At 44.2% G+C, this 25,164-nt stretch carries 22 protein-coding genes; 11 read left to right on the forward strand and 11 right to left on the reverse strand.

What is annotated here, in order from left to right; translation table 11 throughout:
* The first annotated feature begins 1,005 nt into the window (after positions 1–1,005).
* The 4 genes from NDI42_RS25335 to NDI42_RS25350 all read left to right on the forward strand — a co-directional run bounded on the left by NDI42_RS25335 (position 1,006) and on the right by NDI42_RS25350 (position 5,492).
* On the forward strand, positions 1,006–2,205 hold the full coding sequence (locus NDI42_RS25335) for an ABC transporter substrate-binding protein (protein ID WP_242017654.1): 1,200 nt from the start codon (positions 1,006–1,008) through the stop codon (positions 2,203–2,205).
* Positions 2,206–2,396: 191 nt separating this feature from the next.
* Positions 2,397–3,299: a carbohydrate ABC transporter permease gene (locus NDI42_RS25340; protein WP_190455591.1), complete on the forward strand. Its 903-nt coding sequence runs from the start codon at positions 2,397–2,399 to the stop codon at positions 3,297–3,299.
* 32 nt (positions 3,300–3,331) lie between these two features.
* Positions 3,332–4,222, forward strand: coding sequence for a carbohydrate ABC transporter permease (locus NDI42_RS25345; RefSeq protein ID WP_190455594.1), 891 nt, complete (start codon positions 3,332–3,334; stop codon positions 4,220–4,222).
* A 169-nt stretch (positions 4,223–4,391) separates the two neighbouring features.
* Positions 4,392–5,492: an ABC transporter ATP-binding protein gene (locus NDI42_RS25350; protein WP_190455597.1), complete on the forward strand. Its 1,101-nt coding sequence runs from the start codon at positions 4,392–4,394 to the stop codon at positions 5,490–5,492.
* Between the two features lie 170 nt (positions 5,493–5,662).
* Here NDI42_RS25350 and NDI42_RS25355 read toward each other — a convergent pair whose 3' ends face one another.
* From NDI42_RS25355 to NDI42_RS25365, 3 genes are all read right to left on the reverse strand, one after another.
* Positions 5,663–6,199: a hypothetical protein gene (locus tag NDI42_RS25355; RefSeq protein ID WP_190455600.1), complete on the reverse strand. Its 537-nt coding sequence runs from the start codon at positions 6,197–6,199 to the stop codon at positions 5,663–5,665.
* A gap of 103 nt (positions 6,200–6,302) precedes the next feature.
* Positions 6,303–7,109: a creatininase family protein gene (locus NDI42_RS25360; RefSeq protein WP_190455604.1), complete on the reverse strand. Its 807-nt coding sequence runs from the start codon at positions 7,107–7,109 to the stop codon at positions 6,303–6,305.
* Positions 7,110–7,248: 139 nt separating this feature from the next.
* Entirely contained in the window at positions 7,249–8,607 is a 1,359-nt protein-coding gene (locus NDI42_RS25365) for an FAD-binding oxidoreductase (protein WP_190455606.1), read from the reverse strand.
* Between the two features lie 162 nt (positions 8,608–8,769).
* On the opposite strand from NDI42_RS25365, the gene NDI42_RS25370 reads away from it, so the two are divergent.
* Both NDI42_RS25370 and NDI42_RS25375 read left to right on the forward strand, forming a co-directional pair.
* Positions 8,770–9,201 (forward strand): DoxX family protein, encoded by a 432-nt coding sequence (locus NDI42_RS25370; RefSeq protein WP_199311171.1) that lies wholly within the window; start codon positions 8,770–8,772, stop codon positions 9,199–9,201.
* 75 nt (positions 9,202–9,276) lie between these two features.
* The gene (locus tag NDI42_RS25375; RefSeq protein WP_190455609.1) at positions 9,277–9,771 is read left to right on the forward strand and encodes an ureidoglycolate lyase; all 495 of its coding nucleotides are present in this window, start codon (positions 9,277–9,279) and stop codon (positions 9,769–9,771) included.
* A gap of 311 nt (positions 9,772–10,082) precedes the next feature.
* Here the strand turns inward: NDI42_RS25375 and NDI42_RS25385 are convergent, their stop codons facing one another.
* Positions 10,083–10,622, reverse strand: coding sequence for an SH3 domain-containing protein (locus NDI42_RS25385; protein WP_190455612.1), 540 nt, complete (start codon positions 10,620–10,622; stop codon positions 10,083–10,085).
* A gap of 47 nt (positions 10,623–10,669) precedes the next feature.
* The gene (locus NDI42_RS25390) at positions 10,670–12,178 is read right to left on the reverse strand and encodes a UbiD family decarboxylase (RefSeq protein WP_190455614.1); all 1,509 of its coding nucleotides are present in this window, start codon (positions 12,176–12,178) and stop codon (positions 10,670–10,672) included.
* 55 nt (positions 12,179–12,233) lie between these two features.
* On the opposite strand from NDI42_RS25390, the gene NDI42_RS25395 reads away from it, so the two are divergent.
* On the forward strand, positions 12,234–13,928 hold the full coding sequence (locus NDI42_RS25395) for an NYN domain-containing protein (RefSeq protein ID WP_190455617.1): 1,695 nt from the start codon (positions 12,234–12,236) through the stop codon (positions 13,926–13,928).
* A 155-nt stretch (positions 13,929–14,083) separates the two neighbouring features.
* On the opposite strand, the gene pstB is transcribed toward NDI42_RS25395, so the two are convergent.
* From pstB to NDI42_RS25420, 5 genes are all read right to left on the reverse strand, one after another.
* Positions 14,084–14,893, reverse strand: coding sequence for a phosphate ABC transporter ATP-binding protein PstB (pstB, locus tag NDI42_RS25400; protein ID WP_190455619.1), 810 nt, complete (start codon positions 14,891–14,893; stop codon positions 14,084–14,086).
* Complete coding sequence (pstA, locus tag NDI42_RS25405) at positions 14,887–15,804, reverse strand: phosphate ABC transporter permease PstA (protein ID WP_190455622.1); 918 nt, start codon at positions 15,802–15,804, stop codon at positions 14,887–14,889. The genes pstB and pstA overlap by 7 nt, the downstream gene beginning before the upstream one ends.
* Positions 15,805–15,848: 44 nt before the next feature.
* Positions 15,849–16,793, reverse strand: a complete 945-nt coding sequence (gene pstC, locus NDI42_RS25410) for a phosphate ABC transporter permease subunit PstC (RefSeq protein ID WP_190455625.1) — start codon at positions 16,791–16,793, stop codon at positions 15,849–15,851.
* Between the two features lie 109 nt (positions 16,794–16,902).
* Positions 16,903–17,934 (reverse strand): PstS family phosphate ABC transporter substrate-binding protein, encoded by a 1,032-nt coding sequence (locus NDI42_RS25415; protein ID WP_190455626.1) that lies wholly within the window; start codon positions 17,932–17,934, stop codon positions 16,903–16,905.
* A gap of 227 nt (positions 17,935–18,161) precedes the next feature.
* Positions 18,162–19,631 (reverse strand): cyclic nucleotide-binding domain-containing protein, encoded by a 1,470-nt coding sequence (locus tag NDI42_RS25420; RefSeq protein WP_190455629.1) that lies wholly within the window; start codon positions 19,629–19,631, stop codon positions 18,162–18,164.
* Positions 19,632–19,827: 196 nt separating this feature from the next.
* Here NDI42_RS25420 and NDI42_RS25425 point away from each other — a divergent pair, with 196 nt between their 5' ends.
* From NDI42_RS25425 to NDI42_RS25435, 3 genes are all read left to right on the forward strand, one after another.
* Complete coding sequence (locus NDI42_RS25425; protein WP_190455632.1) at positions 19,828–20,529, forward strand: SDR family oxidoreductase; 702 nt, start codon at positions 19,828–19,830, stop codon at positions 20,527–20,529.
* An 85-nt stretch (positions 20,530–20,614) separates the two neighbouring features.
* Positions 20,615–21,748 carry a 4-hydroxyphenylpyruvate dioxygenase gene (hppD, locus tag NDI42_RS25430; RefSeq protein WP_190455635.1) on the forward strand — a complete coding sequence of 378 codons (1,134 nt, stop codon included), beginning with the start codon at positions 20,615–20,617 and terminating at the stop codon, positions 21,746–21,748.
* Positions 21,749–21,864: 116 nt separating this feature from the next.
* Entirely contained in the window at positions 21,865–22,572 is a 708-nt protein-coding gene (locus NDI42_RS25435; RefSeq protein WP_190455638.1) for an HAD family hydrolase, read from the forward strand.
* Here NDI42_RS25435 and NDI42_RS25440 read toward each other — a convergent pair.
* Positions 22,564–23,190, reverse strand: a complete 627-nt coding sequence (locus tag NDI42_RS25440) for a CPP1-like family protein (RefSeq protein WP_190455641.1) — start codon at positions 23,188–23,190, stop codon at positions 22,564–22,566. The genes NDI42_RS25435 and NDI42_RS25440 overlap by 9 nt on opposite strands.
* 791 nt (positions 23,191–23,981) lie before the next feature.
* Here NDI42_RS25440 and NDI42_RS25445 point away from each other — a divergent pair.
* Positions 23,982–24,719, forward strand: a complete 738-nt coding sequence (locus NDI42_RS25445; protein ID WP_190455643.1) for a response regulator — start codon at positions 23,982–23,984, stop codon at positions 24,717–24,719.
* Positions 24,720–25,164: the final 445 nt, after the last annotated feature.

Genomic DNA, 25,164 nt, shown 5'->3' on the forward strand with positions numbered 1-25,164 from the left:
AATCGTCGAAAAAGATTTGGTTTAAGGTTTAATCTGATTGCTGCTCTCTACAATTACGAGCTTTGCCTCCCCAAAATCAAATCTTCCTGAGCGACTTTTGCAAGAGGTCTATTAAATTCAAACAATCCTAAATTGGTTGTTAAAATCTCTCTTTTTACCCTTCGCTATCTAGATATGTCTATTCACTAAAGTCATAAATCAAAGAATACTACTATATTATATTTTCTATATCTAATAATTTATCCAATTTAGCTGTACAAGAACCCTAATAAATCAACACCTAAAACTTGAGGATGATAAACTTAGCGCCTATGGTTTTAGCTAAATCTGACATTTTAGAGTACGAAATAAACAAGTCTTTAATTATCTCAATCTCTATGTCCTCTGTGAAGAGTGTCGTTCGTTTTTGTAGAATATTTGCGGTTATCGTGTCTATACAGTTATCAGGCATTTTTACGTAAATATAGTATAAAAATTTTACTTATTTTAACATTATTTTACAATTTATTCTTAAGAATAACACTTTGTATGGTGCTAGTTCTACCTCTTGAGAGATTATCTTTAGACATAGATTACTATATCTTAGGAAAGTTGCTCCCTGTTTAAGGGCGAATTAAATTAGAAAACCTGCATCAGCTTTTATCTATCCCAATAAGCAGTTCGCACTCTTAGCAGAACTTACAGAAAAGTCTCAGTTTATCTGAGGCGGCGACCCGGCACATTCACGTTTTCTAAACACAACCATCCCCATAGCCGACGCTCGAAAACTTTGTTTAAGTTTGTTTAATTATACTAAGCAATGCTTATAGGTAACAAGAGCGTGCTATTAGGAAGGTTGAGGGTTTAATTTTCTAATTACTAAAACCTCTAATTACTCAGCTAAAAATGTTGTATAGCAAACCAATAAACATATTGCAAAATATCCTAAGAAGGTTAGGATATTTGCGCCGCTTTTGGTTTTTCCTGACTCTTTCTCTGGGCGTCATACTATTTAGCTGGATTGTGATGGCTCAGCAGCCAGTCACCCTCAACTTGTTGATGACAGCCCCCGATGCTCAACCTTGGCAACAAGGTATGGTAAAAGATTTTGAGGCAGAAAATCCTGGCATTCGGCTGAATATTATTGAGGGGCCGAATGCTACAAATTTACTCGAAGACCTCTATACTTCTGCTTTTCTTTTGGGCGATTCTCCTTACGATCTAGTAAATATGGACGTAATTTGGACACCCAAATTTGCCGCTGCTGGGTGGTTACGAGACCTCACGGATCAAATTAGCCAAGAGGAGTTAGCAGCATTTACGCCACAAGATGTGGAGGGGGGACGTTACGAAGGCAGACTGTACAGAATTCCAATTCGTTCCGATGTGGGGATGCTCTATTATCGGGAAGATTTATTAAAAGAAGCAGGATTGGAACCACCAGAAACGTTTCAAGATTTGATGAGAGTTTCCAAAGCCTTGCAGCAGCAAGGAAAAGTTAATTGGGGCTACGTTTGGCAGGGACGCCAATACGAAGGACTCGTGGCAATGTTTGTGGAAGTTCTCGAAGGTTTTGGCGGCTTTTGGGTTAATCCCGACACGCTAGAAGTGGGATTGGATCGGCCGGAAACTTTGCAAGCGATCGCATTCCTCAAAGACACCGTTCAAGAGGGCGTTTCTCCCCCAGGAGTAACAACTTATCAGGAAGAAGAAACCAGACGTTTTTTTCAAAGCGGTCAAGCAGCATTTCTCCGCAGTTGGCCCTATGTTTGGCCGTTAGCTAATGAAGAAACATCACAAATCAAAGGCAAAATTGCCATTAGACCGATGGTTCATGCTCCTAATCAAACTGGAGGAGCTTGTTTGGGAGGCTGGGGTTTAGGTATTTCTAAAACTTCCAGACATCCCAAAGAAGCTTGGAAAGCAATTCAATACTTTACGAGTATTGAAGCACAGCGCCGATTCATTTTAAGTGCGGGTTATGTGCCAAGCCGAAGAGAATTGTTTACCGATCCAGAAATCGTTGCTAAATACGCTCACTACCCACAAGTTCTAGAAGTTGTACAGCAAGCAGTTTTGCGTCCGCCAATTGCTCAATATGCCCAAGTGTCGGATATTTTGCAACGCTATCTTAGCGCCGCGCTAACTAATCGCATGGCTCCAGAAACAGCGATGAAATCCGCAGCTAATGAAACGCGGCGACTGCTAGTACAAGGCAAAAGCTAAAAGATGAAACCGTTCCCAACCACAGATGAAAAACCTAACAATTTAACTCCCAACCATTGTCGGGAATGTTGGAACAGAAAGCTTCTCCCCTGGTAAGGGAGGGGTTGGGGATAGGTCAGGAGTGAAAAGCAGCGAACTTTAGTTGGTCGTACCTCAACTACTAATAAAGCAAGGCAAAAGGCAAAAATAAGATGGATACAATTCGAGGGCGGGAACAAAGAACAAGTTGGATTTTATTACTACCAGCATTGCTGCTGCTTTTATTTGTCTATGCTTACCCAATTGGGCGAGCATTTTGGTTGAGTTTGTTTACGGAAAATTTGGGTACAGAATTAAAACCCGTTTTCTCTGGTTTTGCTAACTATGCGCGGATGGCGGGCGATGGTCGTTTCTGGCAGAGTTTTTGGACGACAACAATCTTCACGTCTGCATCAGTTTTCTTTGAGTTACTGTTAGGAATGGCGATCGCGCTAGTTCTGAATCAGAAATTTCTGGGACGAGGCTTAGTAAGAACCACCGCTATTTTACCTTGGGCTTTACCGACTGCTTTAATTGGTCTTGCCTGGGCTTGGATTTTTAACGATCAATTTGGAGTTGTTAACGATATTCTACTGCGGTTAGGTCTGATTAAGACTGGGATTAACTGGCTGGGCGACCCAACGCTGGCAATGATGGCAGTTATTTTTGCTGATGTTTGGAAAACCACACCATTCATTAGTATTCTGCTGCTGGCTGGGTTACAATCTATTTCGCCAGACCTCTACGAAGCGCATTCAATTGATGGAGCTACACCCTGGCAAAACTTTACCAGAATTACTCTACCGCTGCTGCTGCCACAAATTTTGATCGCCCTATTATTTCGGTTTGCTCAAGCTTTCGGAATCTTCGACTTGATTGCAGTAATGACAGGTGGTGGCCCTGGTGGTGCGACTGAAGTGGTATCGCTCTACATTTATTCTACTGTGATGCGCTACTTAGATTTTGGTTATGGTGCAGCGTTGGTGGTAGTGACATTTTTGTTGCTGATTTTAGCGGTAGCGATCGCTAGTTTATTACTAACTAGATCCCGTGCCAAAACTTCTGGGGTAGCTTAATAGCATTTATTAAATAAAAATCTAAAATTGACATGACTGTAATTCCCCAAGAACAAAAAACGACTCCAACCCCAACTCCAACCGGAGGAGTCAAAATCCCCTGGAAAAAAATCTTCATCCCCATAGTAGTTGCTTTTGTGGTGCTATTTTCTCTAGCCCCCGTTTTGTGGCAATTGCTGACTTCAGTTAAGGTTAACGAAGATATTGTCGCCGTTCCCACGGTTTACTTTCCCACTCGATACACGCTCAATCACTACATTGAATTGTTCGTCCGTCGCCCGTTTTGGCGATACATTTTAAATAGTGCCTTCGTGTCGATTACTTCCACAGCTCTCGCTTTATTAATCGGAGCGCCCGCCGCCTACGCGCTGGCAAGATTGCGCCCTTGGGGTGCAAAAGTTATTCTTGCAGGTGTCCTCATTGTCACCTTATTCCCAGGGATTCTTTTATTCTTGGGGCTGTTGGAAATTATCCAAGGGCTGCGACTAGCAAATAACTATCTAGCGCTGATTATTCCCTATACGGCAATTAATCTACCTTTAACAATTTTGGTGCTACGAAGCTTTTTCGAGCAATTACCAAAAGACCTGGAAGACGCGGCTAAGGTTGATGGTTATAATACTTGGCAAATGCTAACACAAATCGTGTTACCAATGACATTACCTGCACTGGTGACAACGGGAATTCTGACTTTTATTTTTGCGTGGAACGAGTTTATTTTCGCCCTCACTTTCATCACCCGCGAAGATATGAAGACAATCCCCGTTGCAGCTGCACAGCTAGGCGGTTCCTCTGCATTTGAAATTCCCTATGGAGCGATCGCTGCTGCTACTGTCTTGGGAACATTGCCCCTCGTCTTACTGGTTTTATTCTTCCAGCGCAAGATTGTCCAAGGTTTAACAGCTGGTGCTGTCAAAGGTTAAAAAAACCTAACCCCCTTCCTAATAAAGGGCAGCCGGAAACCCTTTTTAACCCTAGTAAACGCTCCCACAAATCCAAAATTACGACTAGGTAAGGAGTAGCAAAAGCCCCTTGCTTACTAGGGGAGAGGTTCCATCTAAAGTTTTTTAATCCAAAATCCAAAATCGAAAAATGGCTAGACTCGAACTCAGAAACTTAAATAAAACCTATACTCCTAAAGTCATCCCAGTTAAAGACGTTAGCTTGAGTGTAGAAGATGGTGAATTTCTCACCTTACTAGGCCCTTCCGGGTGTGGTAAATCTACCATACTCCGACTAATTGCAGGTTTGGAGGAACCGACTCGCGGTCGAGTCGCTATCGGGGACGTAGATGTTACGAATAAACGACCAGGCGATCGCAATATTGCGATGGTGTTTCAAAGCTATGCCCTTTATCCACACTTAACTGTTTACGAAAACATTGCTTCTGGACTTAGACTGAAAAAAACTCCATCCGCAGAAATCAAAGAACGAGTAACAGAAGCTTCGCGAGTGTTGGGATTAGACGAGTTAATGAACCGCAAACCCGGTCAAATGTCTGGAGGACAAAGGCAACGGGTTGCTCTAGCACGCGCCCTGGTACGTAGCCCAGATGTATTCTTATTAGATGAACCTCTGAGTAACTTAGATGCGCTGTTGCGAGAAAAAGTCAGGGCGGAAATTAAGCAACTATTTGCAGCTCAAAAAGTCCCAGTTGTTTATGTTACCCACGACCAAACAGAAGCCATGACGCTTTCTACAAAAGTGGCTGTTCTTAATAAGGGTGACGTACAGCAACTTGACCCGCCGCACCGCATTTATAACAATCCAGCGAATCAATTTGTTGCTGGTTTTGTTGGCAGCCCGCAGATGAATTTGCTCACTGTTCCTTGCCAGGGAAATTCCGCAATGTTGGGTAGTTTCAGAATACCGTTGCCGGAAATTCCCACTACGCCGCCGCAAATTGTGCTGGGTATTCGTCCAGAAAATGTACTCATTGCCCAACCGGAAGATAGACAAACAATTCGGGGACGAGTGTATTTAGTAGAAAACTTGGGCATGCACAATTTAATTAGCGTCCGCGTTGAAAGTTCCCAGACAGAAGCAGTCACCATTCGGGCTTTGTTACCGCCAGATCAGCAGTTGAGTGGCGAGGAGGTAACGTTGACACTTCCTCCCCAATTTATTCACTGGTTTGATGTAGAGACGGGTAATGCTGTTTTCACCAAGCAACCGCTTACCGTTGGGCGTTAGGGTTAGAAGTAGGGGCAATTCATGAATTGCCCCTACGCTGGCTAAGGAGAGAAAGTAGAGGGAAAAACACAGCGATCGCGCATATTGTCCTATTATCAAATCATCAACTTTTAACAAGTTAATTTACAACTGCTAGGAATTGCGATCGCAATTATCTGCAACGGGAGACTTTAATAACTACGATCTGGGTAATAGCGCCTGGTTACGCCGTTTGTAATACGTCCTAGTTGATTCAAATCCAGACGGATAGCAGCCCAGTCGCGTTCAGCACCCAAGCCTAAGCGTTGGCGACGCATGAAATTGTCTATTCTGTTTGCCCGTCGCAGCACTTCCTGAAGATCGGCAGCAACATATTGACCATTGTAATAGCGATCGCGCAAGCGATTTGTTGCCACTTCAAAATCTCTGACATACTGATTGATTTCATCTTCCCGATCGGAACCATTGAGACGGCTTTCGTCAAGCGCCCTATCGAGGTTTTCACGAAACCTATCAGTACGGCTTTCTATGCGGTTTAACAGTTGCTGCACTTGTCCGCTAGGGCGATAAGTATCTCGCCACTGCGCCAGCAAAGCGTCGTTATTTTGTCTTTGGTTGAGATTTTGTATGGAGTCTCTATCAAACGCAAGAGTTGGGGAAGCTAAGGGCAAAGCACCACACAAAGCTAGAGCAGATAATAAGGCAGAATAGTTTAAGAAAGTTTTCATAGCTGAGGTATTGAGAGTTGGTTGGATTAATCTCAAATTAGCCTCTAGCCATAGGTATAGCCTTCACCTGTTTGATTCACCTGACTGGGTGAAATAACTTGCCTTAAGTTTTACAACGCGGCTGACGGAACTTGTAAATATCTTTGATAACTTGTACCCAGCCATCAGAGACCGATTCCAACAAGCGATCGCCCTTTTCTTTAGTCGCCGTCGTCGGATCTCCCAAAACCCCACTTCGACTTAAGTCTCGCGTCACCCAAGCAAAAGGTAACTTTCCCTCCATACTCAACAAACTATCTTCCGGTAAACCTTGCGGATACTCAGCAACCGCCTTTTCCATCTTCACTTGTTCCGGCAAAATAGACAGCAGCAGACTTGTTTCCGCATCTCCCGCATGAATACCAAATTCCAATTCTTTCGGAGTCAGTAACTCTTTAGCAACGTGCGGAACACGCCAAGTAAATAATGGAAACACCAGAAAATCTTCATATTTCTGATGCAAATCCCGCGCCGCAATTTCCATTACCTGCGGTTGTCCCCCATGAGAATTCATCAACACCAACTTCCGAAAACCTGCCCGATAAACACTATCAGCCATCTCCTTTAAAACAGCCAAAAGTGTCTCCGCACTTAAAGTAATCGTCCCCGGAAAATGCCAATGTTCGTTTGATTTCCCATAATACAAAGGCGGTAAAGCGTATGCAGGAATCCCTGAATCTAACTTTGCCAAAGCCTTACCAACCACAGCCACACCAATAGCCGAATCCACAATAATCGGCAGATGAGGGCCATGTTGCTCAATAGCACCCACAGGCTGAATAATTACCACATTTTCCTTATCGGACATTCCTTGGATATCAGTCCAGCTCAGATAAGGAAAAAACCGCTCAGGAGGAATAAAATTGTGCATTTGTAGAGATAAACGACGATAATCTTTTAACTGCTTATAAATTCTATTCCTTCCATCTTTCTTTCTCGCTCTATAGCGCTTACGCGCATGGCTTCGCTAATGCGTCTAAGCGCTAACACCCAGGCTCCGCCAATGCGGTTTATTTCCTTTGTCCCCAAGCCTTCATCTTACCTGGATTCAACAACCCATAAGGATCAACCATCTCCTTAAACTGCAACTGCACCGGATCAATACTTTTTCTTCCCCCATCTTCCAAAATATAAGTGTGAGGATTAGCAATAAACGCCCCCTGTTCCTCGTGATAACGAATAATTTCCTTCAACCTTTCCTCAGTCGTATAGCGAACAATTTGCAAAGCAGCAGGGATAGCAGTACCATTCACCCGAAGGAATTCCAAGTGCATCATCACTTCCTCGCCAAAATGATGATACATATGCTCTACCAACTTAAGACTTTTGTCTGCTGGAAATAAAGTTTGTAAATAAGTGAGTGTCTGGTCAACACTACGAGCGTGTAAAGTAGTATGATTCCAAGTAAACTCTGCTAAAGAAGTGCCTTTACTCGCTTCTTTTGCAGATTTTTCATAACAAATTGTACCCCCATATTCCCGAATCAAACCTTGCAACGGTTCCAGACAACATTCTGCCACCATCAATAAAGCACAGTGACTATTTTCAGGAATCTGATTGCGTAAAGCAGCAAAATAAGATGGAATTGGCGCAGCACAGATACAAATTAATTTCTTAATCAAACCATCAGCATCACCCAGACTTTGACCAAAGCGAGCAGCTGTCATAAAATCATCAAAAGTGACGATTAATTCTGCCCAAGCATAAGCAGGGCCAAGGGGAATTTCTAACTCAGTGATAATCCCATTCGTCCCGTAGGCGTGATTTACCTTTTGGACTTCATCGCCACGTAACTCAATTACACGCGGTACATCTTCCATCGTCACCACTCTAACAGCATGGAGATTACCGCGATCGCGCAACTGCCCGTAAGTAATCGAACCAATTCCCCCACTCCCACCGCCAATAAACCCTCCAACTGTTGCCGTGCGGTAAGTTGAAGGTGCCATTCGCATTTCCCACCCCGCTTCCCGTGCCTGTTTATCCAACGCCGCCAGCTTCACCCCAGGCTCCACACACGCCAACCCCGGTTTAATCCAGCGAATCTCATTCAACCGCGTAGTATCCAAAATTACCCCACCTTCCAGAGGTACGCACTGACCATAATTCCCCGTACCCGCACCCCGCACCGTCAGGGGCGCTTTATACTTAACACAAGCTGCCGCCACTTGTAACACTTGCGCCTCAGTAACCGGACGGGCAACCAAATTCCCCGTTTTCCCACTCAACAAGTTTTGCAACACCGGGCTGAACGTGTAGTAATCTTGGGAAAGTTTCGCGACTTGGGTAGCATCAGTAATGATTTCTATCCCCGTCAGCTCAGATGACAGAGCATTCCAGTCTATTGATGGTATAGAAGTTGCAGTCATCTGGCTAGCCTCCATGAAGGTAAGAGATATTTTCTTATTTTGGAGGATTTGCAACCAAATTTTCCGAATCTTGATTCCAGAAAAAGTAAAATTTCACGCAGAAACTAAAAAAATAGACAAAATTTGTCAGTATTTTATAATAATCAGTCTCTATAGGTTCAAATGGAACTCATCAAAAAGAACAAAGAACTTTTGCGAATCATCCTCGCCGCCTGTATCATTCTTGTCGGCGTGCTGCACTTTGTCATCCCAAACATATTTGCCAAACTCATCCCCGCCGAACTACCTTACCCTCTGTCACTCGTCTATATCAGCGGCTTCTTTGAAATATTAGGTGGTATCGGACTATTAATTCCCCCCGTCAGTCATGCTGCGGCTTGGGGATTACTTACTCTTTTCATCTTCGTTTTCCCAGCCAACATCAACATGGCAGTTAACCAAATCCAGCTTCCAAACATACCAAACTCCCCCTGGTTTCAAGCAGCAAGACTTCCCTTTCAAGCAGTCTTAATCGCCTGGGCTTGGTGGTACACTAGACCCTCAGATGACGAAAAACAAGCCTCAATAATCCCTGGCAAACCCAAACCAGAATAAATTCCCATCATCTCTTAAAACTTCTCTTTTCTCTGCGTTTTCAGCGCCTCTGCGGTTAGTTTTTCTTTACTTAATATGAACACATCAAAAACAATCCAACAACTACAAGCACAATTAATAACATCAGAAAATTTCCGCCCCTACGGTCAAGTAATCTCTGCCAGTGTTGACGGCAAAAACTACGACACAGAAGATGCCCAACTAAACCTTCAAAATGGAATACCCCGCTTTTACATCATGCGACTACACCACAAAGGGCGCAAATTTCACACAATCACACGCCACACCCAATGCACTCAATGTTTAGGTTCCCTCGAAGGAAAAGACTGGCTAATCGCCGTTGCCCCTCCTAATAATGATACTGACGAACCCGCATTAGAAGACATTGCAGCTTTCCACATTCCCGGTAATTGTTTCATAAAATTAGAAATAGGAACTTGGCACGCTGGCCCATATTTTGAACATGAATTTGTAGATTTCTACAACTTAGAACTCAGCGACACAAATATTGTTGACCATTTCACTCACAACTTTCTCAATCATCAGTTAGAGTTCGAGATTTGTTCTTAAAACCGGGAGAAGTAAATTTGATGTCCTTTGCAGCTACAAATCAATAACTTTTAGATGCGTTTTCCCTGGGAAGCCAACAACTTCAGAAGTTTGCTAATCAGCAAGTGATATATCCCAGTCCAGAAATCAGGATGTTCTAAATAGGGAGGGATTCATACCCGGAAATGGAGAAGGCATAAAAGTACCTAAAAACTAAAAATTTTAGACTCATATCTTAGCCCCTCCTCGCTTGCGGGGAGAGGCTGGCGGTGGGGTTCTACGTTATATCTTAGCCAAACAGTTTTGCTCCAAATCTTCTCAATGCAAAACAATTAAGAACAGGTGGTGCCTACACCACATTGATCGTCACTTTTCAGCCAACCTTTAACACCTCTATATTCAATCTGCGCCCATTGTCCCTGACAGCCTAATAGTTTGACATCGGTTCTACGTGGAACTCGTCCGATTTTTCGGCTTTGCTGACTGGGACTGGCATAAAGATTAACGCCATTCGTTTCATAACCCCTTGTTGCGGTGCCTAACATGGGCAAAAACACCCAGCCAGTTCCCCGAAAGCCGTCGCTATAATCCTTCCTGATTTTTACCCAATTTCCAGAGGAAGCGATGATATCAACTGACTCGTATATGGGGATTTTTCCCAGAATTCGGCTACTGGTACCTGGGCCGCTACGCACATTTAAACCTTGCGGATCTTTGTCGATAACGACGGCAGAAATATCGCATTTTTTTTCATTAACTGGTTGCGCTAATACGCTAAGATTAGCGCAACCAGTATTGATAACCCAGCTCATGCTAGCTAGCGCTAATCCTACGGTTAGCTTTGATGCTGTCTTGTTCGCCTTTTTAGCCATAAGTTTCCCAATTATTTAACACCAGCGTTGGTGCTGGTGCCAAACAATTACTTCATATCGTAGCCAAACAATTTCGGATCGACTTCTCCTAATTCCAAGTCGGCTAAACCATACTCTGCCCAGCGTCGTTCCACCATCGCCGCCACATCTGGATCGGATTCCAAAGGTTCGCCCCATTCATGTTCGGTTTCAGGAGGAATCTTCGTAGTCGCATCAATCCCCATTCTTCCACCTAAGCCAATCTTTTCGCTGGCAAAATCCAAAGTATCAAAAGGCGTATTGGGCAGAATAAAAACATCTCGAACTGGATCAACTTTGGAACTAATTGCCCATACAACTTGACGCGGATCTCTGATGTTAATGTCTTTATCTACCACAATCACAAACTTGGTGTAAGTAAACTGAGGTAAAGCACTCCAAAAAGCTAAGGCTGCCCGTCGCGCTTGTCCCGGATATGCCTTATCAATGGAAATAATCGCCGCTTTATAACTCAGCGCTTCCATTGGAAGGAAGAAATCAACAATTTCTGAAACTTGTTGTCTTAAAATCGGCGTGTAGATGCGGTTCAGCGCGATCGCCATCATTGCTTCTTCTTTCGGCGGACGACCGCTAAAAGTTGTCATATACATTGGATCTTTGCGGTGCGTCATGCACTGGAAGCGCACGAGGGGCGAATCCTCCACGCCGCCGTAATAGCCCATGTGATCGCCAAAAGGGCCATCTGACAACACTTCCCCAGGTGTAATCGTGCCTTCTAGGACAAATTCCGAGTCGGCTGGGACTTCTAAATCCACCGTCTTACACTTCGCCAACTGCACCCCAGAACCGCCGTAGAGTCCCGCAAACAGCCATTCTGATAAATCGACTGGAATCGGTGTTGCAGCTGCCATGATGATCAGCGGGTCAACACCGAGTGCGATCGCAACCTCCAATTTCTTCCCCTGTTCCGCCGCCTTGCGTAGATGTCTCGCACCGCCCCGCACCGATAGCCAATGCACCGTCATCGTATTGCGAGATTGCAGTTGCAGGCGATAAACGCCCACATTCGGCGTACCCGTCTCGCAATCCTTGGTAATTACCAACCCCAGCGTGATAATCTTGCCAGCATCCCCCGAATAAGGACGAATCAACGGCAATCTATTCAAATCCAAATCATCGCCTTGGATTACCACTTGATGACACGCCGGGAAAAAATCGCGTCCCGGTTTCGCCTTCAGCACATCAAATAGCAGCTTGCCAAACTCCACCGCCTGAGAAATCTTCTTCGGTGGCTTCGGCTGTTGCAACATACTCAGCTTTTTGCCCAGTTCCTCCAACTCCAACGGATGCTGCATATTCATCGCCCAGCAAATCCGCTCAACTGTACCCATCAGGTTCACCGCCACCGGATAGTCAGCCCCTTTGACATTTTCAAATAGTAGTCCGGGGCCACCCCGTTGTAACATCCGGTTGGAAATCTCCGCAATTTCCATATCTGGGTCAACTAAGGCTGAAATTCGCCGTAATTGTCCCCTTTCTTCCAGTAGTTTGATGAATCCCCGCAGGTCTCTGGCCATGTTTAAGATATGTGAATCTTCATCTTTTATTATGGGATATATCTTGTGAACAGCTATGCCAGATAATCCCAGCTTGCGGGCAGCAAATGATTCTGCCGTTATCCACCAAATCAGCCTCTGTGTCTACCAAGCGATTATTTCTATCCAGCAGTACGAACCTGAATTACTCAGCGAAAAGTACAGGAATGCTCCTTGGAGCGATACTCGTTATCAGTCTGCATTCCTGCTGAAGTTGGAAGCAGAACTCAGTAAAGCACAAGACAGGGATACACTGATTAAAACGGTACAGAAATTTCTGCAAGTTCTGCTAATTGGGCGGTGTTTAGAGTTGCCGATTTACAGTAACTTACTGGCAAAAATTCGTCATATGAGCCAGAGTCCAAACAATAGTGTAATGCAACAAGCAGCGGGAGCGAACAGCACTAATGTCCAAGATACCCCTAACGCCAGCAGCGCTGACGCACATACGCCAAAAGCGATCGCTATCTTACTTCTGGATACAGAAAATTTGCAACTCGACACCAAAACCGAAAATTTCTTAACCACAGTTTGCACCTATCCTATTCAAGTTAAAATTGCCTTTGCAAATTGGCGGCATCTGGGCAAGCTAGATGCTGAACTTCATGAGCGTGGCTATGACTTGATTCACGTTCCCGCAGGCCGAGACAATGCTGATGGGAAAATGATCGCAGTTGGCTTGTCAATTCGTGAACATTATCCAAAAGCCAGAGAAGTTTTAGTTTGCTCCTCAGACAAAGTGATGACAAACCTTTGTAACCACCTTCTAAAAACTGGATTAAACGTATATCGCGTTTGGCGGCAGGGAGAAAATTTAACAATATCAAACTACAAAAATGGTAAAACTGAGACTTATCCCCCCAAAAAGCTACCTGAAATCCCAACCTTAGTTCAATGTATTACTCATCTCCAATTACTGATTAAAACTGAGCAAGAACGTACTGGAAATCAGTGGATTAAGCTATCTAGAATCTCCGCTTTGTTTCTGGAGTTACACCAAATTACTATTAGCCAAGTTGTCGCGGCTCATCTTCCGGGTAAGAGAGCTAGAGATATTTTTATAAACAATCCATCGGATTTTGTTGTTCATCAACCGCCAGAGCAGTCTGAATTATATGTAACGCTATTTGAGACAATTGCTCCTAGAAGTGTAGCCAGTAATAACAGTAATAATAGTGCCTTTCCAACAGATGTTAGAACTGATATAAAGCCTTTACATACTATTAACTCTAAGGAAGAATTAGAACAAGCGCTTATAGGAGTTTTCGGTAGTATAAAAACCAAGTCTCCAGAGTCTAAAATTTCTCTATCACATTTGGGTACAGGTTTTAGAACTGTATATAAAAAATCTGCAACTGAAGTTCTTAAAAAATTAGGACTAGGCTCAAGCTTAAGTAAATTTTTACAGTCATGCCAAGGGTTGAAAGTTCAGAATACTGGTAAAGATGAGTTTGTGGAACTTGCCCAAAATTCTATATCTACAATTAACTCGCAAGTTGTTTTGGAACAGGTATTAATAAATCTTCTGAACTCCTTAACTAATACATCTCACAACTTGCCTATTCCCATCGAAAGTTTAGGAAGTGAATTTCACAAGCAATATGGGGTAACGATAAGCGCAATAATGAAGCAATTGAAGATGGATGGTAACTTCCTAAAGTTTTTGCAGTCGTGTAGTGCTTTTAAGGTAGAGAATTCAGGGAAGTCATATCGAGTTGCAATCGCTAAGTAAATTCTTCACAATAAAAATACGACACTCAGCATTTTTCGTTAAGAGTCAGAAACTCTTAACGCAAGTATTCGAGGCTCTGCCTCCTATAAATTAATATAAGACAGAGCCTGATAAATAGGCATTCCCAATTAAGAAACTCTTAACAAAGATTCAACTTAGCCAAATCGTCCGTTTACATAGTCTGCTGTCTGCTTTTTCGCAGGCTGAGCAAAAATAGTCTTCGTATCGTCAAACTCTACCAACTCACCCAAGTACATAAACGCCGTATAGTCAGAAACACGAGCTGCCTGCTGCATACTGTGAGTCACTATTAGAATTGTCACCTGTTTTTTCAACTCAGCAATTAATTCTTCAATGCTGCCAGTAGCAATCGGGTCTAATGCCGATGTCGGTTCATCGAAAAGAATAATTTCAGGCTCAGTTGCCAATCCACGGGCAATACACAACCGCTGCTGTTGGCCGCCGGAAAGGTTGAAAGCTAAGTCATTTAAGCGATTTTTTACTTCCTCCCAAAGGGCAGCACTACGTAAAGCTTGCTCTACTTTTTCATCAATAAGGCTACGCTTTGATATACCCCGCACCCGCAAACCATAAGCCACATTTTCGTAAATTGACTTAGGAAATGGATTAGGTCTTTGAAACACCATACTAATCCGCATCCGAACTTCAATCGGGTCAACTTTACGACTGAGAATATTAATACCATCGCTATCCAGGCGGATTTCCCCTTCGTAGCGATTTCCGGGGTAAAGGTCGTGCATCCGATTGAAACACCGCAACAAAGTGGTTTTGCCACATCCTGAAGGGCCAATTAGCGCTGTCACCTGTTTGTCAGCGACTGGCAAGTTAATATTTTTCAGTGCGTGGACAGTACCGCCATAATAAAAATTTAGGTTATTAACCTCAGCTTTAATATTTTTAGCTGAATTTGAGGGAGATTGGTTGGTTTCGATTTTTTCTACCATTTGATATTTTTGCGTAAACGATAGCGCAGAAAAATTGCTACACCATTCATAGCTAGTGTCATAAGAACTAAGGCAATACCCGCCGCCGCTGCATTAACTTGAAATTCCTCCTGGGGACGGGATACCCAATCAAACATTTGGATGGGCAAAACTGTGAAGGGTGCCAGCAACCACTTAAAAGAAATGAAAGGAAACTGTCCTTGAATTGGGGGTTCTGGCAAAAAGGAGATGAAGGTAAGAGCGCCAATGGTTATTAGGGGCGCAGTCTCGCCAATGGCTCGTGCTAAGCCAACAATTATACCAGTAAGAATTGTGCCAGTTGAGTAACGCAAAACATGATCCCAGATCACCTGCCACTTGCTGGCACCAACTGCATAGGCAGCTTCGCGAATACTATTGGGAATGGCGCGGAGAGCTTCGCGAGTTGTCACAATTACTATTGGCAAAACCAACAGTGCCAGAGTTAATCCGGCGGTGAGAACGCTTTCTCCCAACTTAAATCTATACACGAACAAGCCTAAAGCTAGCAGTCCGTAGACAATGGAGGGAACTCCCGCCAAGTTAGTGACATTGATTTCGATGAAGTCGGAAAGCCAACCTTTCTTGGCATATTCTTCTAAATAAATGCCTGCTGCTATACCTACTGGGATTGAAGTTGCAGCAGTTACCAACATTACTAGGGCGCTTCCTACCCACGCAGAAAGAATGCCTGCTTCTTCCGCTTTGCGACTGGGAAAAGAGGTGATAAATTGCCAATCAAGGCGCGGTAAACCGTCGTGCATTAAGTCAAGCACCAACGCCATCAGAGTGACAATTCCAAATAGCATCGACAACAACCCGACGATTTGGAAAGCCAAGTCCCAACGCTTGCTCTTGGCAATAATAGAGCGAATTTCTTGTAGATTTTTCATTATTTATTAGCTAGTCATTGACTATTAATTTATTAATAACTAACTTAGTAAATTTCTCGGTAGCGTTTTCTCAAGAAATGACCGCCAATGTTGAAAACTAGGGTCATCAGCACTAGGGTTAATCCAGCGGCAAATATGGTTTCATATTCCAAGCTGCCATAAGGTAGGTCGCCGAGACTTACTGCCACGATGTAGGCGGTAATTGTCTGTGCTGGTTCTGTCGGATTCCAGGTAAGATTAGGCTGACCTCCAGCTGCGATCGCTACCACCATTGTTTCTCCCACGGCACGCGAAATTCCCAAAATGTACGCCGCCGATATCCCGGAAATAGCGGCTGGTAATACAACTCGCAACGCTGTCTGCAAGCGGGTGGCCCCCATTGCATAGGAACCCTCGCGCAAATTCACAGGTACCGCACGCATGGCATCTTCACTCAGAGAACTGACATAAGGAATAATCATTACGCCGATCACTAGCCCAGCGCTCAACATATTAAACCCAGGCAAATCGGGATACACCTTCTGCAACAACGGGGTAACGAACAAAAATGCAAAATAACCGTAAACAACTGTCGGAATGCCTGCCAGTAATTCTAAGGCTGGTTTAACCACCTCTCGCACTCGCGGTTTAGCAAATTCGCTCAGATAAATAGCTGCAATAGTACCCAGCGGCACTGCTAGTAACAACGCCACTGCTGTAGTAACTAAAGTTCCTGAAATCAGGGGCAATATCCCGTAGTTAAATTTTCCATCTGCGTCGGCAATCAAAGGCGACCAGGTGGTGCTGGTGAGGAATTCTACTATAGATACTTTCTGGAAAAATAGGAAAGATTCTTCAATTAAGATGCCGATAATTGCAAAGGTAACTCCTACCGAGGAAAGCGCCGCTAAAAATAACACAAACTCAATAGCCTTTTCCCGCAAGTCGCGTACTAGCTTTGACGATAATTGAGCCTGTTTAGAAGGTAGTTGCAGCGGTCTTTCGGTCATAATTGGGCTAACTATGAATGTTAATTTGAGAAGCTTTGTGGGCTGGGCTTCGAGAAGGAAAAAGGTAAAAATTCTTAATCTTTTTTGCCTTTTTCCTTTTTATTGCCTATTACTGTTTAGCTTCGAGCTGTAGCAGTTGTTCAATCCGCAGTCCGGTTTTTGTATCGCCTGCAAACACTGTACCAAACTTTTTGTTTTTGAAATGATTAGAAGCAAGTGTATATGCCTGCGCTGGCAGAGCAACATACTTCACTTCACGAGCAAACTTACCAGCATTACCTATGTAATACTGTACAAACTGCTGCACCTCTGGCTTGTTAATGGATTTAGAGCTGACGTAAATAAACATAGGCCGAGACAAGGGAGTGTAAGTTCCATTCTGCACCGCCTGGGCAGATGGGGACACCGGACCTTTGCCGCTATCAATTGGTACTGCCTTCAACTTGCTCTTGTTTTCGTCGTAGTAGGCATAACCAAAGTATCCCAGCGCATTCTTATCTCGACTAACACCTTGTACCAGTACGTTGTCATCTTCGCTAGCAGTGAAATCACTCCGGCTGGCTTTGGCTTTGCCGTTAACAGCTTCGGTAAAGTAATCAAAGGTTCCAGAACTAGCACCCGGCCCAAATAGCTTTATAGGTGCATTGGGGAATGAAGAACGTACTTGGTTCCAAGTTTTGACTTTACCTTGTGCCGCAGGCTCCCACATTTTCTTGAGTTCTGCAACTGTCAGGCTCTTGACCCAAGTGTTTGCTGGGTTAACCACAACAGTTAAGGCATCATAAGCAATTGGCAGTTCAACGTACTGAACGCCAGCGGCTTTACACGCCGCCATTTCTGAGGTGCTGATGGGACGCGAGGCGTTAGAAATATCTGTCTCGCCAGAACAGAACTTTTTGAAGCCGCCGCCAGTACCGGAAACGCCAACTGTAACTCTTACTGCGCCTCTTTTTGACTTCTGAAACTCTTCCGCTACGGCTTCAGTAATTGGGAAAACTGTGCTGGAACCGTCAATCTTAATTGTTGCTGGACTTTGGGACTTAACCGCAGATACTGATAAAGCAATTGTTGCAGCTGTGATTGCCGCAGTACCTATTGCTGTCAAGCGGTTAAGCTTAAACTTTACTTCGTTGACTGCCATATCCTTCGCTCCGGAACCCTAAGTTCGCTCTAAATCTAACCTCAGATAGAATACGTGTTCATGGTTAAGGATTTATAATCTAAGCTTATAAATAGATTAAAATTGATTTACCTTTAGATAAAAAAGGAATTAAATTTTGGTTAAGAGCGCTGTTATACTAACTAAAACTTAGACTGGATAAAGGTAAACGCTATCCTTAATATAAAGACAAGAAACACAAACTAAAATCAAATACCAAAAAGGTTTTGAATTCGTTGACGTATCCGAATAAAAGGAGTCGGTTCTGTGATTCCTTCAGCGAGTAATCCTAAATCTCTTAGCGCCTGTTGCCTTTCAGATAATTTTTGAGCAATCTGATCGGCTAATTCTCGATGATCTACCAAAAGTTTCTGTAAATCGTGGCGATCTACTACAAACAAAATTGAATCTTCCAAAGTGCGAACCGTAGCTGAACGAGGGGTTCCCATCAGCAAAGACATTTCCCCAAAAAATTCGCCTTGGTGAAGCGTGGCAATATATTTCTCTGCTTTTTGGGAAAAAACTTCTACAGACCCGGTGAGAATAATGTAGAATGAATCGCCTGGGTCATTCTCTTGACATACAACTTGTCCGTTTGGAAAAAGTTGCCGATACCCGTATTCAATTAATTGCCGCAATTCTAAATCACTACACCCTTCAAAGTATGCTACGCGCCGCAACAAATCGCGCAGCGTCCAATTGTCAGGAGATTTTGAAACTAGCTTGTTGTTGGATGCGATCGCGCCATTCTGGGAGTTGATGCCATTGGAAACATCTGCGGCGTTATGTTTTTGAAACAAATTTTCTAATTTTTCTAGATTTCGGATGGTCACATCTCGCTGGGGAAAAGGAATCTCAATGCCTCGATAGCGAAATTCATGCTCAATCAAAAAGTTTAAAGAGCTTTTAATTGGATCGCTATTTTGTGGCTGGTCGATCCAAAGTACCAGTTCAAAATCTAAAGAACTTTCTCCGAAAGCTTTAAACCAAACTTTGGGAGGAGGAGAATATAAAACACCAGGTTCCACGCGAGCGGCGGCTAAAAGTGCCTCTGTAACTAATACCGGATCGCTACCATATGCCACGCCAATTGGAAGATGAATGCGACAATTAGAATCTTTATAACTCCAGTTAATAATATGATTTTCGACAAAACGAATATTAGGAACAATGACGACAACGCCATTAAGTGTACGGACAATAGTGGAGCGAATAGAAATGTTTTCTACAGTTCCAAGCAGGTTCTCGATTTCGATAAAGTCTCCGACTCTGATTGGTTGTTCAACAAGTAGCGTGAGTCCGCTGATAAAGTTGCTGGCTAAATTTTGTAAACCGAAACCTACACCAATCCCGATAACTCCAGCAAATACAGTCAGAGAGCTGAGGTTGATGCCTGCTGTTTGCAGCACAATCATAAAACCCAAGCCTACCAAAAAATAGCTAAGGACGGATGCGATCGCTTCTCGACTTCCCCTATCTAATCCCACTCGTACCAGCAGCTTCCGCTTTATCCACTCACTAATGGCGCGAGAAATCACAAATACCGTCAAGGCTAACAAAATCAGTTGGACAATCAAACCAAGCGAGAGAGAGTTGCTGCCTATATTAAAAAATGGCGTGGTAAAAAGCCAGAATAAGCCTGCAAATATCTGTTGTGCCGATGTGACAATCCAATTCATGAATTACTCCATTTGAAGAGGGAACGCGCGAAGCACTTTATCAATAAGACAAGGTTTGGTGAGAAAGTTCCCCCAGTGCCATCCTCACGAGCCTGGGAACCAGAGAAAACCAGAAAAAGGAGTGTAACTGCCTTTGTTGAGCAAAATCAGCCGGAATCAGTATTATGGGGAAAGATGTAAAGAAATGTAAAGCAATATGCAAGACAAAGTTATTGTAATCGTTGGTGCCACCGGCGGGATTGGTTCCGCCTTGACACGCAAACTGGCACCAACCGGAGCGCAGTTGGTACTGGCGGCAAGAGATAGCAGCCGTTTGGATTCCTTAGCATCAGGACTCGATTCTGTTTTAACCGTACCCACAGATATTACCGACCAACAGCAGGTACAGGCGCTGATGTCCAAGGCTGTTGCCCAGTTTGGGAAAATCGATGTCTTAGTCAATGCTGCTGGTGCTGGTATTCTCAAGCAGTACAACCAGTTAGAGCCAGAAGACTTAGATGCCATGATCGATGTGAATTTAAAGGGCAGCTTTTACACCTGTCAGGCGGCTGCTGAGGCGATGAAGGAGCATAAAAGCGGTCACATCTGCAATGTGGTAGGGATTTTGGGCAAGCACTCAATGGCGATGGCAGCGGCTTACTGTGCCTCCAAGTTTGGTGTTGTGGGTTTCAGCAAGTGCATGGCGGATGAACTGAAGCGTTTTGGTATCAAGTTCACCCTGTTCTACTTTGGCGGTGTTGATTCTCCCTTCTGGGATAAAGTTACTTTGAAGGTTGACCGAAAAAAGATGCTCAGTGCCGAAACTGCTGCTGACGCAATTATGTTCGCTCTTGCAGCCGATCCGCAGGCGGTGCCGATGGAAATTAATATTCAGCCAGAAAGCCACCTATTTTTCTAGCCTTGTATCTCTCTTAGGAGTGACCGGGAAATCCGGGGAAAAGGGCAGAATTTACACTCAGGAAAGCTCTAAGACTGAATAAACCATGAAAATCGATCACGTTCGCTTTTATGTTGAAGATGCCACAGCGTTGCGCGACTGGTTTGTTCAAATCCTGGGCTTTCAATGTGTCTTTGGCGGTGCGAGTAGCGACACCCGCACGGAAGTAGTTAAAAGCGGTTCAGTCTGCTTTATTCTGTCTTCTCCTATTGCACCCACTAGCCCGGTTGCTAAGTTTTTGCGCCTGCACCCTCCTGGTGTAGCAGATTTGGCTTTTCGGGTTCCAGATGTCGAGTCGGTGATGGAGATGGCGCGATCGCAAGGCGCGAAAGTGCTGCAACCAATTAGGCACTTTTTCCAAGATGAAGGATATGTCAAGTGGGGCAAAATCACTGGCTGGGGTTCGCTGTCGCATACTTTAATTGAAGCAAGCGGCAATTTGCCAGTTGATATTGGTTTCTTGGTATTTAGCGGGAATAAACAACAAACAATAGATAAGGGACTGTTTACCGCTATCGATCATGTGGTATTGAATGTTCCTGCTGGCGATCTGGATCGGGCGGTTGCTTGGTATAAAAATACCCTCTCTTTTTTGCCCCAGCAGTCGTTCGCCATTCAGACAAAGCGTTCTGGGTTGCACAGTAAGGTAATGGTTCATCCTGATGGTTGGGTGAAGTTACCAATTAATGAACCGAGTTCGGCTAATTCTCAAATTCAGGAATTTCTGGATGTGAATCGAGGTTCGGGAATTCAGCATATTGCGTTACAGACTCCTGAAATTGTGCAGGCGATCGCGCACCTCCGCGCCTCTGGTTTACCTTTCTTGTCGGTTCCCCCCACCTACTACACCGATTTGCAAAATCGCCAAGGACTCGACTTATCAAAAACTGAATTACAAGAAATCGCCAAGCAGCAAATTTTGGTGGATTGGGAGAAGGACAATCCTCAAGCGCTGCTGTTGCAAACTTTTACTCAGCCAATTTTTGCACAGCCGACTTTCTTTTTTGAGCTGATTGAGCGTCGTTTCCAGGCGCAAGGCTTTGGAGAAGGCAATTTTCGCGCTCTTTTTGAAGCTATTGAGCGCGATCAAATGCAGCGCGGTAGTTTGGAAGATGGGGGACTGGAGACTGGGGACTGGGGACTGGGGACTAGGGGCTGGGGACAAGGGACTAGGAACTAGGAACTAGGTAAGACTTTTTCCCAATTCCCAATCCCCAATCCCCAATCCCCAATCCGGCCCAAAAATGCAGTAATCTGCTATTAAAATTAACAATCCCAGTCACTATAGTTCAGCAAATGTTAAGACTTATTACAGACTTCGATGGCCCGATTATGGATGTTTCGGAGCGATATTACCAGGTTTACCAGTTTTGTCTAGAGCATACGAAACGCCAAGACCAGCCTGTGAGAAAAATGTCTAAGGAAGAATTTTGGAGTCTGAAGCGATCGCGCGTACCAGAGCCACAAATCGGCATTCTCTCCGGTTTAGATGAAGCACAAGCCAAGGAATTTGCCGGACTGCGCCGTCAAACTGTGCATACACTCCCCTATATGGCATACGATCAACTAGCTCCGGGAGCTGTCGAAGCTTTGGAAAAAGTACAGCAAGCTGGTGTCGATTTAGTTGTTATGACCATGCGCCGAGAGCTAGAGCTAGAATATGCCTTCAGCCGCTGCGACGTAGAGCGTTTTTTCCCTAAAGACCGCTGCTATCTGCTCAGCAACGACTACGTTAAGACTCGCGACATCGACGACAAGCCTTTGCTGATGGAACGAGCCATCAAGGAATTACCACCCGCGTCTGATATATGGATGGTGGGAGATACTGAGGCTGACATTATAGCAGCCAAGAAACAGAATATCAAGGTAATTGGGGTAACGTGTGGCATACGCGATCGCGCCCAACTAGAGCAATACCAACCAACAGAAATAGTCCACGACCTCAGCGAAGCCGTGGATTTAGTTTTGAGTCAGTCGCAGCCAGAACCAACTCTTCTAGCGTAAGAAGCTGCTGACCAGCCAGAGGATAATAAACGTCACTACTGCCTCGAATTGATTAGCACTCACACCGATAGAGGAAATTTGCTCCAAGAGCAGACTATTAAACAGAGTTCCCAATCCTATACCCACCAACAACCCAAACAGCGTCAGCAGTATAGCGCGACCAAACTTTCGCTCTTTGCGATTGACAAAGAATAAAGTTAATCCGGCTCCCAAGGCCATATTCATTGGCAGCATTGAATCATTCGTACCTGGGTAGAGGAGACTCACGCCGCTCAATAGTAAAAACAAACCGCTAGGCCAAATAACCTCCTGTAAACTAGGCGTATCCACCAGCCGAGATAGCCAAGCCCCAGAACGGTTTACCGGAGGCGGAGCAAAATTGGGAGCGGGTGCTTCTCGCCGTTCTGGGAAACGAATCCGTTCAGGAACCTTAATTCTTCCCTCTTGGCGCATTTTAAGACGCTCCATTAAAATCGCATCGTAGGCAGCTTCCATAGTTTCCAGAAGCTCCTTTTCCCCATGATGCTCTTGAAGGAGACGCGATCGCGCCTCCTGAATTTCCTCAAACGTTGAGTCTTCTGTCAGCCCAAGCTTTTCGTAGGGATTTTGCTCGCTCATCCAAAACCTCCCAGAGATCCATTATTTATATCAGTCTTCATCGAATTTATTCAGCCGCCGAAGAGAAAAACCCTCAACATTCCCCTATGTTAGTTTCTAGCAACAAAAGAAAATGTTTGCGCTCCAGGCCCACGAGTTGCAAGCACTGTGTAAGTTAGCACAGCCGTGTTAAGCTAAGTGGCCGACACCCCTCTACTCCCGGTTACTATAAGCATATTGCTCGTAGTACACACCGTGCCAAGAGAGGTTCTGTAGCTTTTTTCGCATGGAGTTGTCATAAATTAATACATTTGACAAAGTATCTATACATTTTCCATGAAGTTTTGCGATACTGGTTCATTGTTCTGTACCGTTCAAGTCCACAGGTACTGCAAAAAGAGCAGTTAACAGGTTTGCCTTGACCGGATGAGACTCATCCCCCTGCAAGTTAGTTTAGCCTGATCCTTCAACTCAAGCACTTGAGCCGAAAAACACTTTTACTAGCTCACTACCCCAGCCATCAGATGATTCCTCCCAGTGCGATCAGTAAAATTCATCTTTTCACGCAAAAAAGACATAAAACAAACCGTTTAAACCTTGATTTTGGAAAATTGTCCATTACAAGATATTTTCATCGCCTGGAGCGAGCGCCGATAATTGTCTAAAATGCTCATTACGCCATTAGGTTGGGAACACTAATTAAAGTGGAGAACTTGTGTTTAAGGGAAAATAAGCGCAAATTCTCCCCACGCGGCTCTTTGCTGAACACCTCTTTTGTCCGTTAATCATAATCTAGTTTTTAGTGGAAAGTTATGGTCATGGCTTCCGCAACTCACAAAATTCTTGTCGTGGATGACGATCCTGCCATCCGGAATCTCATTCATCGGTTTTTAAGTCAGCAAAACTATCAAATGCAGTCTGCTGAAGACGGGAAGACAGCCCGCGCCGTCTTTGAGCAATTCAACCCAAACCTGGTGATTCTAGACGTGAATTTGCCGGACACGACTGGCTATCAACTTTGTAAGGAATTACAGGAACGCACAGATGTCTTGGTGCTGCTGTTGACAAGTCGAGCCGACGAAAACGATAAAATCCACGGGTTCTTGCAAGGCGCGGATGATTACATCACCAAGCCTTTTAGTTTAGGGGAACTGGGCGTGCGGGTAGGAGCGCTTTTTAAGCGTCACCGACCCCTGAAAGTCGCTGAACAGCAACGTTTGATCTTTGACAAACTGGTTATTGATCCAGTGCGTAGGGAAGTGAATTTTAGCGACCAGCCAATTCCCCTGACCGCCTTAGAATTTAATTTGCTACATTTTCTAGCCAGTCATCCGGGACGAGTTTGGCGACGAGCAGAGTTGATCAAAGAAGTTTGGGCTTCCGAGTACATCGGAGATCCGAGAGTAGTTGACGTTCATATCGGTCAGATTCGCCGGAAAATTGAAATTGATTCGGCTCAGCCGGAGCTAATTCAAACCGTTCGGGGGGTAGGGTATAAGTTTGAGGTACCCAGTACAACTGAGCAGAATGGCAAAACAGAGCGAATTTAGGGGTACGTTTTGGGGATATCTACCATTTTAGATTTTAAATTTTGGATTTTTGAAACCAAAGTTTGGAGCAAGTTTTAGTCAATCAAAGCTGAAAAGCCTAAAACTGAATGGCGTTATGCCTGCTGTTGTCTGCTTATGAGTTTTATGCTGGGGGCTTGTAGCCCCTGCTATTTCCCCAAAGTTTAAATAAATCTACTAGCCTAAGTGTTGGTGTCGCGGCTTTGTTAACCAACTGTTTTACCAATATTGCCCCAGCTTTAAAGCTTTGTCTTTTCCTGAGACAGATTTTGCAGGAGTACAGGTTTCTGCCAGTGGCTGCTAATTAGGGCTTGCTGAATAAATAATGGAAGACCCAGAGAAGGCTTGATTAGTGATTCAAGCCGACAATAATATAAGTTTTTGTTTTTCCTCATTTATCGAGCCATAGCTTTTGATGATGGACAGA

Origin of the sequence: Funiculus sociatus GB2-C1 (genome assembly GCF_039962115.1) — a bacterium.
Taxonomy (GTDB): domain Bacteria; phylum Cyanobacteriota; class Cyanobacteriia; order Cyanobacteriales; family FACHB-T130; genus Funiculus; species Funiculus sociatus.